The organism is Stenotrophomonas sp. (genome assembly GCF_032099025.1).
Classification (GTDB): Bacteria; Pseudomonadota; Gammaproteobacteria; order Xanthomonadales; family Xanthomonadaceae; genus Stenotrophomonas.
Genome location: NZ_DAMCID010000005.1, coordinates 142,210 through 156,757 on the forward strand (window position 1 = coordinate 142,210; position 14,548 = coordinate 156,757).

The window sequence follows — 14,548 nt, forward strand, 5'->3', positions numbered from 1 at the left end:
CCCGGGGGCGCCGCTATAATCGCCGGCTTACCGCGCCATCCTGGCGACTGGGCAATTGAGGAAACAACACCATGGTCAAGATTCGACTGACCCGCGGCGGCGCCAAGAAGCGTCCCTTCTACCACATCATCGTGACCGACTCGCGCAGCGCGCGTGACGGCCGCAACATCGAGCGCGTGGGTTACTACAACCCGGTCGCCCAGGGTGCCGAAGCACGCATCGTGCTGGACATCCCGAAGGTCGACGCATGGGTTGCCAACGGCGCCCAGCTGACCGACAAGGTTCGCAACCTGTACAAGGAAGCGACCAAGGCCCAGGCCTCCGCGGCCTGATCCTTGAGGGCCGCGCCTGCCGCGGCCCATCGGTCTATACAGATGAAAGATACCGAGCGCCGCATCCTGCTGGGCAGGATTGTCGGCGCTTTTGGTGTGCGAGGCGAGATAAAGCTCGAGTCCTGGACCGAGCCGCGTACCGCCATCTTCAACTATCAGCCCTGGATCCTGCGGACGCCCGCCGGCCAGGAGAGCACCCTCAGCGGCGCGCGCGGACGTCAGTCCGGCAAGCACCTGGTGGCGGTGTTTCCCGATATCACCGACCGCGATGTGGTCGAGTCGATGTACGGAACCGACGTCTATGTATCCCGCAGCGTTCTGCCGCCGCCCAAGCCCGATGAGTACTACTGGGTTGATCTGGAAGGGCTGCAGGTGCGTACCGTCGAAGGCGTCGAACTGGGTCGGGTCTCGCACCTGTTCTCCACCGGCTCCAATGACGTGGTGGTGGTGCAGGGCGACCGCGAGCGGATGATTCCGTTCGTGCAGCCGGATTTCGTGGTGTCGGTGGATTTTGACGCCAACCTGGTCGTCGTCGACTGGGACCCGGAGTTCTAACCGGTGCGAATAGACGTCGTCACCTTGTTCCCGGAGTTCATGGCGCAGTCGGCCGCGCTTGGCGTGGTCGGCCGTGCGGCCGAACGCGGCCTGCTCGACCTGCATGGCTGGAATCCGCGTGACTATGCAGAAGGCAACTACCGCCGGGTGGACGACCGTCCCTTCGGTGGCGGCCCGGGCATGGTGATGCTGATCGAGCCGCTGCGGGCCTGCCTGGCCGCGGCCAAGGCAGCCGATCCGGCGCCAGCGCCGGTGATCTACCTCAGCCCGCAGGGCACGCCGCTGACCCAGGCCAAGGTCCGGGAGCTGGCGGCGCTGCCGCGCATGATCCTGCTCTGCGGTCGTTATGAAGGCATCGATGAGCGCTTCCTGGAGGCCGAGGTCACCGAGGAAATCTCGCTCGGCGATTACGTCCTGTCCGGCGGTGAGCTCGGCGCGGCGGTCATCGTCGATGCCGTGACCCGGCTGCAGGAGGGGGCGCTGGGCGATGCAGAATCGGCTGCGCAGGACAGTTTTGAAGGCCCGCAGGGGCTGCTGGACTGCCCGCACTACAGCCATCCGGCGCAACATGAATGGGGCACTGTCCCGGACGTGCTGCGCTCGGGCAACCATGCCGCCATCGCCCGCTGGCGCCGCCAGCAGTCGCTGCTGCGGACCTGGCTCCGCCGCCCGGACCTGCTGGACGAATCCGGCCTGTCCAAGGCCGACAGGCAGTTGCTGGACCAGGCCCGGTCGGAACTGGGGTAACCCCGGCCAACGCCCGGCGTTACCGGGATCTGGCAACCCGCCCCAAAACTGGTTAGAATTGCGGATTCCCATCGGGCCTTTCATGCCGGATGGTGGAAACCCTACAAAAAACGTGCAGCACAGTCCGGTGACTGCATGAGCCTACGTTGTCGAATGACACGCCCACCCGAACGAACACAATCGGTGCACCCATGAGCAAGTTGAACAAAACCATCCTTTCGGACTTCGAATCCGCCCAGATTACCCGCGAGCTGCCGAAGTTCAGCCAGGGTGACACCATCGTCGTCAACGTGAAGGTGAAGGAAGGCAACCGTGAGCGCGTCCAGGCGTACGAAGGCGTCGTGATCGGCACCAAGAACGCCGGCCTGAACTCCGCGTTCACCGTCCGCAAGATCTCGCACGGCTACGGCGTCGAGCGCGTCTTCCAGACCCACAGCGCCATCATCGACTCGGTCGAAGTGAAGCGTCGTGGCAAGGTCCGCTCCGGCAAGCTGTACTACCTGCGTGGCCTGGAAGGCAAGGCTGCCCGCATCAAGGAAGATCTGGCCGCCGCTGCACAGGCCAAGGTCGCCCGCCTGGCTGCCAAGGCTGCCCAGTAATACCGACCGACAACCTCGGTTGTCGCGTCAGCAAACGGCCACCTTCGGGTGGCCGTTTGCGTTTCTGGCATCTGGATGCCGATCAGATCGCTCGTAGAGCCACGCCCTGCGTGGCTGCTCTTCGCTGGGCGGTCATCAACGCCGGATGGGCGCATCGTCCTGATCCCCTGATCCCCTGATTCCCTGATTGCCACGCAGGGCGTGGCACTACGGGGTTGGGCGCGGGTCCGGGTCGGCAACCGGCGAGGGCGGTGATGCCGGAATTTCCGCCGGCGCCGCCATTTCCTCCCGGTGGCTGGGCAGCATGCGCGACGTGCGCCAGCCGCCCCAGCGGTAATAGGCCAGCGACAGCAGCATCGCGCAGAACGAGCTGATCGGGAAACTCCACCACACCGCGTCCGCGCCCCAGCGCGCCTGCAGCAGCTCCGCGAACGGCACGCGGATGCCCCATAGCGAGACCGCCAGGATCAGCAGCGGGGGAATGACCGCGCCAGTGGAGCGGACCACGCCGGAGATCACGAAGTTGACGCCGAAGAACAGGAACGACCACACCGCGATGTGGTTGAGGTGGCGCGCCACCTGCAGCGCTTCGCTGCCATCGGGCAGGAACAGCGCCAGCGTGTAGCGGTCGAGCAGGATCAGCGGCAGGATCAGCACGCCGGTAAGCAGGAAGTTGTAGAGGACGCCGCTGCGCGCGGTGCCGCGCACGCGGTCCCAGTTGCCGGCGCCCACGTTCTGCGCGGCCATCGACGAGCACGCCGCACCGATCGCCATCGCCGGCATCTGCACATAGGTCCACAACTGCAGCGACGCGCCATACGCGGCGGCGGTGTCGGTACCGTAGCTGTTGACCATGGTCATCATCATGATCATCGACAGCGAGATGAGCACCATCTGCAGACCCATCGGCACGCCCTTGACCACCAGCGCGCGCAGAATCTGCGGATCGATCTTGAACAGCGCCATGTCCTTGCGCCCCAGCCACAGCACGTGGCGCTTGTTGCGCATGTACCAGAGCAGGCCGATCAGCGACAGCGTCTGCGCGATCAGCGTGGCCCACGCCGCGCCGGCAATGCCCAGTTGCGGGAACGGGCCGATGCCGAAGATCAGCAGCGGGTTGAAGCCGATGTCGAGCAGCACCGACAGCAGCAGGAAACGGAACGGCGTGCGCGAATCGCCCACGCCGCGCAGTGCCGAGCTGAGGAAGGCGAACGCGTACAGCGTAGGCATGGCCAGGAAGATGATGCGCAGGTAGGCCTCGGCCAGCGGCAGCGACGCGGCCGGCGTGCCCATCGCCGCCAGCAACGGGTGCGACAGCCACCAGCCGGCAATGGCGATCACCACCGACAGCCCGATGAAGAAGGTCGCGCTGGTGCCCATCACGCGCCGCGCCTGCGGCAGGTCGCGCGCACCCATGGCCTGGCCGATCAGGATGGTGGCGGCCATGCCGATGCCGAATACCGAACCGATCAGGAAGAACATGATGTTGTTGGCGTTCGCGGTGGCCGTCAGGGCCGCCTCGCCCAGGAACCGCCCCACCCAGACGGCATTCACCGACCCGTTCAGCGACTGGGCGATGTTCCCGGCCAGGATCGGCAGCGCGAACAGGAACAGATTGCGCCCGATCGGGCCGGTGGTCAGGTCAAGCGGCGCTTTGGCCATGTGTTCTGGAGATCGAGCCTGGAGAGGGGCACACTAGCACCACGCCCGTCAGTGGGATATCGCCATGCGCATCGCCGTTCCCCCCCCCGTCGTGCCGGCGGCTGGCCGACGCCCGGCCTTCCCGGCTGACCGGTTCATGCCCGCCGTGCTGGCGCTCTTGATTGCCGCCCTGCTGCCCGCATGTTCGAGTACGGACGACCGCCTGCGCGATGCGCAGGTACGGCCCATGGACCGACCGGAATGCCAGGTCGGCAGCCAGCGACGCGATCTGGATGCGGGGGTTCCCGTGCTGATCGGTGGCACCGGCTGCCGTGGCAATCCCTCGGCACCGCAACCGCTGAACCGACGACCGGCCGAGCCGGGGAGTTGAACCACGCGCATGATCGAAGCACAACCGTTGGTGGCCGCCGCCGTGCGGCTCGATGTGTGGCTCTGGGCCGCACGGTTCTACAAGACCCGCAGCCTGGCCAAGCAGGCGGTGGAAACGGGCAAGGTGGACGTCGCCGGGCAGCGCCCGAAATCGTCGCGCGCGGTGCGCGTGGGCGAGCAGCTGCAGATCAGTCGTGGTGACGAGGTATATGACGTGCAGGTGCGTGGGCTGAGCGACCTGCGCGGGCCGGCGCCGGTGGCGCAGCAGCTGTACGAAGAGAGCGAAGCCTCGCGTGCGCGGCGTGCGGAGCTGCGTGCGCAGCGTGCGGCGGCAAGGAACGGCTACCAGCCGCCGGAACATCGCCCGGACAAACGTGCGCGAAAGTTGATCCGCGCGCTGGGCGACCTCGACGCGCTGTAGACATCTGTTCACGCCCCTGCGGTAGCGCCGGCCGTTGGCCGGCCCAAGCGGTGCGTGGTTGGGGGCAGCGCTGCCCGGTGCTAGGCCTCTACGGGCGGCGGTAAATCGCTCACGAAATGGTCAAGGCTCACGCAGCGCGCTCTTGCGGAATCCAAAAGCCTGGTCTTTCGAAAATCTTTCGAAATCTCCGCGTAGCAGGCGTGATTCTTGTCATAGGCCTTGTTCTGCCTTGCCAACTCCTGCCGCAGGCGCTCGTCACAGCGCCTCGTTGACCTGTTTTCTGCCAGTGCATGTAGCGCCATCAGCCAGCATTCCAGCGAATGCACCGAGACAGCGGTGAATACCCGGTTTTCAATGTGAGGCCACTTGTCGCCAAACTTGGTGGCGATCAGCGCCCGGGCTTGTGCGACGAGAGTGGTCTCGTCGACATCTACGCCGCCGGGCGCGAGTGGCAACCCGAAGTTCGGATGGTCGCCCATGTCGGTGTCGATCTGCACGATCAGGTACTGGTTAAACGTCAGGGCATTGTCCGAAACCTCGGGCCTGGCGCATGCCTCGAATACCCTTTCCCAGCCGCCGAAATCGCCTTGCCTTGAAGCATCAGTGGCATCGCGGATCGGCTGGATAGAATTCACTACGACGTCGATGTCCCCATCGAAACGCTTGTAGTGCCCCTTGAGAATGGCCTCGAGGGTGACCTGGTCCGTAATGCCTTCGGTGACCAACGCAAAGCTGACTTCGTTCTCGTCCATGATCAGAAGTTCTTCGGCAGGCCGCCCAGGTATCCATTGATGAAGGCCGTTGAAAGCTTAACGTCCGCAGTGCTGCCATCTTTCTGCTTGATGCGACGAATCTTCGTCTCGCCCTCATCGCCACGAGAGATCACAAACAAGCGCTGCTCGTCATCTTTCAAATCCAAGCCGTCCAATGTCGCCGGATTGTGAGTGGTAAGGATGGATTGTTTGTCGTTGGCTGTCGCCAGTGCGGCAAGCTCGGTGACAAGGTGCGCGCAGAGCTTCGGGTTCAGCGAAGCATCTACGTTATCAACTGCGAAAAAGCGGGGGGTCAGCTCAGTGGAGAAGAGGCAGAAGTAGAACAGCAGAAAAAGGAAACCCTCGTTTGCGCTGATCTGGTTCAACGTACCAGCTTCGTCCCGCAGGAAGCGATCTTTGATTTCGATTTTTGAGTCCAACGCGACAGATGGATCAGGAACGCTTAGATCCTCGAACCATCCTAGTACGGCCAGTCGCGCCCGTACCGACGCAATGACTTGGTGGTACTCGGGAGACTGGCTCAGCACCTGCAGGAGCTTTAGAAGACCTTCGCCATGAATTCCGAGAGGCTCAATCTGTCCTTCCCTCTGGAACATTCGAAGTGCGTCATTCTCGGGGGAATAGATCACGAAGCCCTCAAGGAGACTCGAATTCGTCTCGCTGCCTTTCATGGTTCTGCTGAGTTGCACTATGAGAGCTAACAGATCATCCCTTCCAAGATCAGCTTTGTCTTTCAGGGCAGAGTGCGTGCTCGAAAGTAGACGGAATCCTTCTTTGCCCAAGAATGGAATTGCCTGCTCAGCCTGTTCCCAATGCGAATAAGGCTTGCCGTCGTGAGAAAGCTCAAACTCTGCATTGGTTCCATCAGACGCCAAGGCTTGGATCTTGATGATCTCCATGCTCTCACTTCCACCAAGTGCGCATCGCATATGCCTGGGCTCTACTGCACGAATACCTCGGGAAGCAAGGAACTCGTTGTCGAGCTTATTGGCCGTAGCCGCCCCCGCCAAGGCGATCGCTTCAAGGATGTTGCTTTTACCCGAGCCGTTTTCGCCGATGAAGACATTGACCCGACCCAGGTCGAGCTTCATCTTCTTGATCGACTTGAAGTTCTCGATCTGGATTTCTCTGATCACGGGCGCTCACATCCTGCGGGGCCGGGGTGCCGGCCGATGCCGCGATTGTAGCGAGGTCGCGGCGCCGGTGCGTACAGGGGGTCAGAGCCGACATGGGAGTAGCGCACGACCGTTGGTCGTGCGCCCCGCAAGCCCACCTCACCGGTGCAGGTCGTACCGGTCCAGTTCCATCACCCGCGACCAGGCCGCGACGAAGTCCTGCACGAACTTCTTCCCGCCGTCGGCACTGGCATACACTTCGGCCACCGCGCGCAGCACCGAGTTGGAGCCGAATACCAGGTCGGCACGGCTGCCGGTCCAGCGCTTGGCACCGGTGCTGCGGTCGCTGCCTTCATAGCCATCGCCGCTGGCCTTCCACTGCACGCCCATGTCCAGCAGGTTGACGAAGAAGTCATTGCTGAGCGTTCCCGGCCGGTCGGTCAGCACGCCCTGGGTGTTGCCGTCCACGGTGGCACCCAGCACGCGCAGGCCACCGACCAGCGCGGTCAGTTCCGGCGCGGTCAGAGTGAGCAGCTGCGCCTTGTCGATCAGCAGCGCTTCGGCCGGCACGCTGTAGCGACCCTTGACGTAGTTGCGGAAACCATCGGCATAGGGCTCCAGCACCGCGAACGATTCAACGTCGGTCTGTTCCTGGCTGGCATCGGTGCGGCCCGGGGTAAACGGCACGCTGACCTCATGCCCACCGGCCTTGGCCGCCTGCTCCACGCCGACCGCGCCGGCCAGCACGATCAGGTCGGCGAGCGACACCTGCGCACCGCCGCTGCCCTTGAACCCGCCCTGGATCTTCTCCAGCGCGGCCAGCACCTTGGCCAGCTGGCGCGGCTGGTTCACCGCCCAGTCCTTCTGCGGGGCGAGGCGGATGCGCGCGCCGTTGGCACCGCCGCGCTTGTCCGAGCCGCGGAAGGTGGACGCCGACGCCCATGCCGTGGACACCAGTTCGGCCACGCTCAATCCCGCGGCGGCGATCTTCTGCTTCAGCGCGGCCACGTCGTCCGCGCTGATCTGGGCCTGCGGTGCGTCCGGCACCGGATCCTGCCAGATGAAGGTTTCGGCCGGCACTTCCGGGCCGAGGTAGCGCGCGCGCGGCCCCATGTCGCGGTGGGTCAGCTTGAACCACGCGCGTGCGAACGCATCGGCGAAGGCCTGCGGGTTCTCCAGGAAGCGGCGCGAGATCTTCTCGTAGGCCGGATCGATGCGCAGCGACAGGTCGGTTGTGAGCATGGTGGGGCGGTGCTTCTTCGACGGGTCATGCGCGTCGGGGATCACGGCTTCCGCATGCTTCGCGACCCACTGGTGCGCACCGGCCGGGCTCTTGGTCAGCTCCCACTCGTTGCCGAACAGGATCTCGAAGAAGTCGTGGCTCCACTGCGCCGGGGTGCGGGTCCAGGTCACTTCCAGGCCGCTGGTGATGGTGTCGCCGCCCTTGCCGCTGCGGAACGTGTTGGCCCAGCCCAGGCCCTGGCTCTCCAGCCCGGCCGCTTCCGGTTCCACGTCCACGTTGTCGGCCGGGCCGGCACCATGGGTCTTGCCGAAGCTGTGGCCGCCGGCGATGAGCGCAACGGTTTCCTCGTCGTCCATCGCCATGCGCCCGAAGGTGTCGCGGATATCCGCCGCCGCCTTGAGCGGATCGGGGTTGCCGTCCGGCCCTTCAGGATTCACGTAGATCAGGCCCATCTGCACGGCGGCGAGCGGATTTTCCAAGTTGCGCGAATGGATGTCGCCGTCCGCGTCGTCATCGGAGACCAGCACGCCGTGGTCTTCGACCACGCCCTCGGAGCCGTGCGCATAGCGCACATCGCCGCCCAGCCACGTGGTCTCGCGGCCCCAGTACACGTCCTGGTCCGGTTCCCAGGTATCCGGGCGTCCGCCCGCGAAGCCCAGCGTCTTGAAGCCCATCGATTCGAGCGCGACGTTGCCGGTGAGGATGAGCAGGTCGGACCAGGAGATCGCCTGGCCGTACTTCTGCTTGATCGGCCACAGCAGGCGCCTGGCTTTGTCCAGGCTGACGTTGTCCGGCCAGCTGTTGAGCGGGGCGAAACGCTGCTGGCCACGGCCGCCGCCGCCGCGCCCATCACCGATGCGGTAGGTGCCGGCGCTGTGCCAGGCCATGCGCACGAACAACCCGCCGTAATGACCGAAGTCGGCCGGCCACCAGTCCTGCGAATCGGTCATGAGCGCGGTGAGGTCGGCCTTGAGCGCGGCGTAGTCGAGCGTGCCGAAGGCATGCGCGTAGTCGAACCCCGCGTCGAGCGGGTGGGACCGCGAAGAGTGCTGGTTGAGCAGGTCAACGCGCAGCTGGTTGGGCCACCAGTCGCGATTGGTGGTGGCATCGCCAACAAGAGCATGGTTGAACGGGCACTTTGCTTCGCTTTTCATGGGTTCATTACCTGTGGACTGGCGAATGTGGATTGGACCTTGCGAGGGGCAAGGGCAGCTCACCCACCCTATGCACCGCACTGCAATTGGTAAATTCGAATGAACTAACTGAATGGATAGGCGGGGGCTATTGAGTGGTCGCCGGCCAGGGTGGCCGACGACCCCCGCGCAGCTCAGCGCTTGTTGAGGATGCCCATGACATCGCTGAGGCCGAACTGGCCGTCTCCGTCCTGGTCAAACGCATTGAGCAGGCTGCCGATCCCTCCGGCAGCGGCAGGCGGCGCTTCGGCGCCGAGTGCCTGGCTGAGTGCGCCTGAATTGCCCTGCTGGGCAAAGCGCTGGGCCAGGAACGACATCACGATCGGCGCCAGGATCGCCAGCAGCTGGCCGGCCTTGCCGCTGTCCAGCCCGGTCTTCTGACCCAGCACCTGCGCGGCCTGTGGCGTCTGCCCGCCGAATACATGGCCGAGGATGCCGGCACCATTGGTGGCATTGCCGCCGCCACCGCCGAGCACCGCGCCGAGCACGCTGCCCAGATCGAATCCGCCGCCGCCGCCCCCGCCGCCGAGATGGTCGCGCTGCAGGGCATTGAGCAGCGACTGCGCGCCTTGGGGCTGGCTGGCATTGCTGCCCAGCGCGCCCATCAGCAGCGGCAGCGCCGCGCTGATCGCCTGCGAGGCCTGGCCCTGGTCAACGCCCAGCTGCCGGGACACCTGCTGCAGGCCTTGGCCCTGCTGCAACTGGGACAAGAGGGATGTGGTGAGCGATTCCGTATTCACGATCGACTCCTTCGGCCCGGGATGGGACCGGCGGAGGATAACGCCGTCTACACGAAGGGAATGCGAAGGCTTCACGCGCTACCGGTCAAATCAACGCCTTCAACCGGTACAGCGCCTCCAGTGCCTGCTTCGGGGTCAGCTCATCGGGGTCAAGCGCGGCCAAGGCCTCCTGCGCTTTGTTCGACGCGGTGGCGAACAACCCGAACTGCTGCGGCGCATCCAACGCCTGCGGGGCCATCGTCGCGGCTTGGCTCTCGCCGCCACGCTGTTCCAGCTCTGCCAGGCGGCGACGCGCCTGCGCTACGGTCGCCTTGGGCAGGCCGGCCAGCGCGGCCACCTGCAGGCCGAAGCTGCGGTTGGCCGGGCCATCCTTGACGGCATGCATGAACACCAGCGCCTCGCCGTGCTCGACCGCATCCAGGTGCACGTTCGCGATGCCGCTCACGCCGCCTTCGTGCTGCTCGTCGGCCAGCGCGGTAAGTTCGAAGTAGTGGGTGGCAAACAGCGTGTAGCAGCGGTTCTCGTAGGCCAGGTGGCGGGCCACCGCATCGGCCAGGGCCAGGCCGTCGTAGGTCGACGTGCCGCGACCGATCTCGTCCATCAGCACCAGCGACTGCGCGGTCGCGTGGTGCAGGATGTAACTGGTCTCGCTCATTTCGACCATGAAGGTCGACTGCCCGCGCGCCAGGTCGTCGCCGGCGCCGATGCGGGTCAGGATGCGGTCGATCGGGCCGATCACCGCGCGGCTGGCCGGCACGAAACTGCCGATATGCGCCAGCAGCACGATCAACGCGTTCTGGCGCATGTAGGTGGATTTACCGCCCATGTTCGGGCCGGTGATCACCAGCATGCGGCGGTCCGCGTGCAGGTCCAGGTCGTTGGGTTCGAACGGCTGTTCGCGCACCGCCTCCACCACCGGGTGGCGGCCGCGATAAATGCGCAGGCATGGGGCGGTGTCCAGTTCCGGGCGGGCCCAGTCCAGTGCCTGTGCGCGTTCGGCGAAGCCGGCCAGTACGTCCAGTTCGCTGAGGGCCGCGGCACACTGCTTGAGCGGTTCCAGCTGGCCGCCCAGCGTGTCCAGCAGCTGCTCGTACAGCACCTTCTCGCGCGACAGCGAACGTTCGCGCGCCGATAGCACCTTGTCCTCGAAGGACTTCAGTTCTTCGGTGATGTAGCGTTCGGCATTGGTCAGGGTCTGGCGGCGCGTGTAGTGCACCGGCGCCTTCTCGGACTGGCCCTTGCTGATCTCGATGTAATAGCCGTGCACGCGGTTGTAGCCGACCTTCAGCGTGGGGATGCCACTGCTGGCGCGCTCACGCTGCTCCAGGTCGATCAGGAACTGGTCGGCATGCGTGGACAGCCGACGCAGCTCGTCCAGCTCGGCGTCGAAGCCTTCGGCGATGACGCCGCCATCGCTGAGCTTGAGCGGCGGGGTGGGGGCGATCGACGAGGCCAGCAGGTGCGCGCACGCGTCGTGCGAACCCAGCGCGTCATGCAGCGCCACCAGCCGCGGCGAGTCCAGCGGTGCCAGCACCGCGCGCACCTCGGGCAGCAGGCCCAGGCCATCGCGCAGGGTGGAGAAATCCCGCGGGCGCGCCGAGCGCAGTGCCACGCGGGTGAGGATGCGTTCCAGATCGCCCAGCGCCCGGAACGCGTCGCGCACATCGCGCTCGGCACCGCGGTCAATCAGCGTGGCCACGGCATCGTGGCGCTGCACCAGCACCTCGCGCAGGCGCAGCGGGCGGTGCAGCCAGCGCCGCAGCAGGCGTCCGCCCATCGGCGTCACTGTGGTATCGAGCACGCCCAGCAGGGTATTGCGGGTATCGCCGTCAACGCGCGTATCCAGTTCCAGGTGGCGACGCGTGGCGGCATTCATCGCAATCGCCTCGCTGGCCGTCTCCGTGGCGATCGCGGTCAGATGCGGCAGGCGCTGTTTCTGGGTTTCTTCCACATAGCCGAGCAGGGCGCCCGCTGCGGCAGTGGCGCGCGGCTTGTCGTCGATGCCGAAGCCGGTCAGGTCGTGCAGTTTGAAGAACGCCAGCAGCTGGCGGCGGCCGCTGTCGGCGTCGAACAGCCACGGCGCGCGGCGGCGGATGCCCGTGCGGTGCCTGAGGAAATCGGGCCAGTTCTCTTCATCCGGTACCAGCAGCTCCGCCGGTTCCAGCCGGGCCAGTTCGGCCTCCAGCGCGTCGTCGGAATCGACCTCGTTGACCAGGAAGCGACCGCCGGCCAGGTCGGCCCAGGCCAGCCCGTAGCCGTGTTTGCCGCGCGACAGCGCCATCAGCAGGGTGTCGCGGCGCTCGTCCAGCAGCGCCTCGTCGGTGACGGTGCCGGGGGTGACGATGCGCACCACCTTGCGCTCCACCAGGCCCTTGGCCAGCGCCGGGTCGCCGATCTGCTCGCAGATGGCCACCGACTCGCCCAGCGCCACCAGCCGTGCCAGATAGCCTTCGTAGGCATGCACCGGCACGCCGGCCATCGGGATGGGGGCGCCACCGGAGCTGCCGCGCTGGGTGAGGGTGATGTCCAGCAGCCGCGCCGCCTTGCGTGCGTCGTCGTAGAACAGCTCGTAGAAATCGCCCATGCGGAAGAACAGCAGCAGGTCCGGGAACTCGGACTTTGCGGCGAAGAACTGCTTCATCAGCGGGGTGTGTTCGGCGGGCTTCTGGGTCACGCGGGGTCCATCGGTGGCGGGGCCTTGGGGCGGCCGGACGTCACATTGTAGGGGAGGGCAGCACCGAAGGCCGCCCGGACCGGACGGCCAAGGCCGCACCTCCGTCTGCCGCCGGCACCACTCGCCCAGCTCGATGCGATGCAACAGCACACCTTGTTTGGCCGGCCGCCCTTACTCAATCGATCATTGGAGATGCGATCTGATTCTAGTGGGGAGACACTCGCTTCCGATCAGCTCAGGGGCAGCCCGCCAGGCCCTCTATCCCTGTCAGCCTCACAGTGACCAGTTCCAGCTTCTCTCCGTTTTCGATGGACAGATACAGCTGGCCATCGTCGGTGTCCGGGCTCGGTAGGAAACCGACCGCTCGCACCGGGCCATTCACCGTAGCCAGCCTTTTGACGTCCGAGACAGCACCGTTGCCAGAATCTCGGGAATAGACCCCTAACAAGGTCGAGTCTCCCTTCCGCCAGCTGGACAAGTAGACCCCGGCTGGCGATGGGCATCGAGCGGCCCCCAGCTGGACTCCAGAAGCCAGGGTGCCGCCAGACCAGGTAGACGGTGCGCCTGGACTGTTGTGGGTTCGTTGGTAAAGGCGCTCGTAAATCCCCTTTTGCTCACTCTGGGGAACATCTTGAAGGCCATCATTCACTCTCCGGACAAGGGTGCCGCCTTTGTAGCCCAAGTTGCTCCCGTCGTACCCATCCACTTTCGAGATACAAGCGCCTGAGAGTGAGCGGGCAGATGTCACCTTTAGTGCGTCTGTCGCCCAGGCGTCCGACGACACCAAACGACTGATCTGGCCCACGTCGGTAGCGGGCGCGATGTCGGATGCCATCAAGACCTGGTGTGACGTGGAGCAGGCCGTGACTGCACCGGAAGCATGCCTGTCCTCACGGGGAGAGGCGCTGGATGCCGCAGAGGCGCAGCAGCTTGCGATCAACAGCAGCTTAGCGGGGGCGCGAAGTCTGGAGGTCTTCAACACACTACATCTCCTGCTGCGGTGGGCGAGGATTCGTGCGACCAACGCTATTACCGCCGCCGGACGGAGGAGGAGTCGGCGGGGGAGTCGTAAATGTCCCGTCGCCAGATCCATAGCCATACATGGGGGTGTCAACGATCGCTGCGCCGACGGAATTGGTAATCCCGCGAGCAATGTCGTTGGTATCCCTCTCCTTCGCGTTGGTTTCGTCGGCCCCGATGGCGGGGCTAGCGTCCGCCCTGAAACTTGAAGGTGAAGCGGGCGGCGGACCCGGAGGTCTCCCCAGCAACGGGCACAGGCGTAGCACCGATTAGCGTCAACATCCCATCAGCTACAGGGACCGGGACGCCCAGCGTGAGGTCAAGCTCCTTGGACCAGCCGCCACCGAGCACTGTCGACCTGACGATGAGTCGGCCGGCCTGAATGCATTGAACGTCGACCGGGCAACGGCTGTCTTCGATAACCCGGTCCGGGCGCACCTTTGGCCCGTCGACCGCAGCGATCTCTCCCAGACGCACAGGGCCTTCAATGGGAGTGCGTGCGACCGGAGGTGCTGCGGCACACCCTACCAGTGATATGGCCATTAGCGTTGCAAGTGCCTCCGCTTTCATTGGAACAGTGACCGCGAGTTTTGGTTCATTGATTTGCATGGTTTGGGATGCTCTTGGCGGTCCAAGTTTCCAATAGCTCTTCGATGCATGCGGTCGTTGCCCGCCCGAGGCCCCCTTAAGCTTAAGTGCTGAGAGCATGAGCGCTTTCATGGATTGCCCACAGCTTAGCCTGTGGCTCGCGACCCGGTAGCCCAGTCTTGCAGAGGCGTTCCAGGTCGTCTATCGAAAGCGGTCATATCGTTCGCAACAATGTTGCTCGCTCTGTCGGGATAGAGCCAGCGGGTCTGGTGGGCTGAGCCGTAGCTGGCCGGTCCATACATCATGTCATCCAGCGCATCCAGACTGTGCCCGAGCTGCCACTCCACGTCGGCCATGAAGACCCGGTTGACCTCGCCGTAAAAACTGGCGATGTCGCTGACTGTGCTGCCTCGCAGCACCAGCACGAGCGGATCCGTGGTCTTCATTGTGTGTTGTCCATCTGCGCCCGGTCACCGCGACTCTAGCAGTGCTGACCGTTCACTGCAGACGACGCACT

General features: G+C 65.0%; 14 protein-coding genes. 6 read left to right on the forward strand and 8 right to left on the reverse strand.

The window, feature by feature from the left end:
- Positions 1-71 precede the first annotated feature (71 nt).
- From rpsP to rplS, 4 genes are all read left to right on the forward strand, one after another.
- The gene (gene rpsP / locus RT456_RS05675) at positions 72-332 is read left to right on the forward strand and encodes a 30S ribosomal protein S16 (RefSeq protein WP_313343667.1); all 261 of its coding nucleotides are present in this window, start codon (positions 72-74) and stop codon (positions 330-332) included.
- A gap of 42 nt (positions 333-374) precedes the next feature.
- Entirely contained in the window at positions 375-887 is a 513-nt protein-coding gene (gene rimM, locus RT456_RS05680; RefSeq protein WP_313343669.1) for a ribosome maturation factor RimM, read from the forward strand.
- A gap of 3 nt (positions 888-890) precedes the next feature.
- Positions 891-1,634 carry a tRNA (guanosine(37)-N1)-methyltransferase TrmD gene (trmD, locus tag RT456_RS05685; protein WP_313343672.1) on the forward strand — a complete coding sequence of 248 codons (744 nt, stop codon included), beginning with the start codon at positions 891-893 and terminating at the stop codon, positions 1,632-1,634.
- Between the two features lie 191 nt (positions 1,635-1,825).
- Positions 1,826-2,233: a 50S ribosomal protein L19 gene (gene rplS / locus RT456_RS05690; protein WP_313343675.1), complete on the forward strand. Its 408-nt coding sequence runs from the start codon at positions 1,826-1,828 to the stop codon at positions 2,231-2,233.
- Positions 2,234-2,440: 207 nt separating this feature from the next.
- On the opposite strand, the gene RT456_RS05695 is transcribed toward rplS, so the two are convergent.
- Positions 2,441-3,895, reverse strand: a complete 1,455-nt coding sequence (locus RT456_RS05695) for an MATE family efflux transporter (protein WP_313343678.1) — start codon at positions 3,893-3,895, stop codon at positions 2,441-2,443.
- 64 nt (positions 3,896-3,959) lie between these two features.
- On the opposite strand from RT456_RS05695, the gene RT456_RS05700 reads away from it, so the two are divergent.
- Both RT456_RS05700 and RT456_RS05705 read left to right on the forward strand, forming a co-directional pair.
- Positions 3,960-4,265 carry a hypothetical protein gene (locus RT456_RS05700; protein WP_313343681.1) on the forward strand — a complete coding sequence of 102 codons (306 nt, stop codon included), beginning with the start codon at positions 3,960-3,962 and terminating at the stop codon, positions 4,263-4,265.
- Between the two features lie 9 nt (positions 4,266-4,274).
- On the forward strand, positions 4,275-4,685 hold the full coding sequence (locus tag RT456_RS05705; RefSeq protein WP_313343683.1) for an RNA-binding S4 domain-containing protein: 411 nt from the start codon (positions 4,275-4,277) through the stop codon (positions 4,683-4,685).
- 80 nt (positions 4,686-4,765) lie between these two features.
- Here RT456_RS05705 and RT456_RS05710 read toward each other — a convergent pair whose 3' ends face one another.
- The 7 genes from RT456_RS05710 to RT456_RS05740 form a co-directional block, all read right to left on the reverse strand.
- On the reverse strand, positions 4,766-5,437 hold the full coding sequence (locus RT456_RS05710; protein ID WP_313343686.1) for a hypothetical protein: 672 nt from the start codon (positions 5,435-5,437) through the stop codon (positions 4,766-4,768).
- A 2-nt stretch (positions 5,438-5,439) separates the two neighbouring features.
- Entirely contained in the window at positions 5,440-6,594 is a 1,155-nt protein-coding gene (locus RT456_RS05715; protein WP_313343689.1) for an AAA family ATPase, read from the reverse strand.
- A 138-nt stretch (positions 6,595-6,732) separates the two neighbouring features.
- On the reverse strand, positions 6,733-8,970 hold the full coding sequence (katG, locus tag RT456_RS05720; protein ID WP_313343692.1) for a catalase/peroxidase HPI: 2,238 nt from the start codon (positions 8,968-8,970) through the stop codon (positions 6,733-6,735).
- A 173-nt stretch (positions 8,971-9,143) separates the two neighbouring features.
- Positions 9,144-9,752, reverse strand: a complete 609-nt coding sequence (locus tag RT456_RS05725; RefSeq protein WP_313343764.1) for a DUF937 domain-containing protein — start codon at positions 9,750-9,752, stop codon at positions 9,144-9,146.
- Between the two features lie 82 nt (positions 9,753-9,834).
- Entirely contained in the window at positions 9,835-12,390 is a 2,556-nt protein-coding gene (mutS, locus tag RT456_RS05730; protein WP_313343766.1) for a DNA mismatch repair protein MutS, read from the reverse strand.
- 1,239 nt (positions 12,391-13,629) lie between these two features.
- Complete coding sequence (locus RT456_RS05735; protein ID WP_313343768.1) at positions 13,630-13,986, reverse strand: hypothetical protein; 357 nt, start codon at positions 13,984-13,986, stop codon at positions 13,630-13,632.
- 191 nt (positions 13,987-14,177) lie between these two features.
- Complete coding sequence (locus tag RT456_RS05740) at positions 14,178-14,477, reverse strand: hypothetical protein (protein ID WP_313343695.1); 300 nt, start codon at positions 14,475-14,477, stop codon at positions 14,178-14,180.
- Positions 14,478-14,548 lie beyond the last annotated feature (71 nt).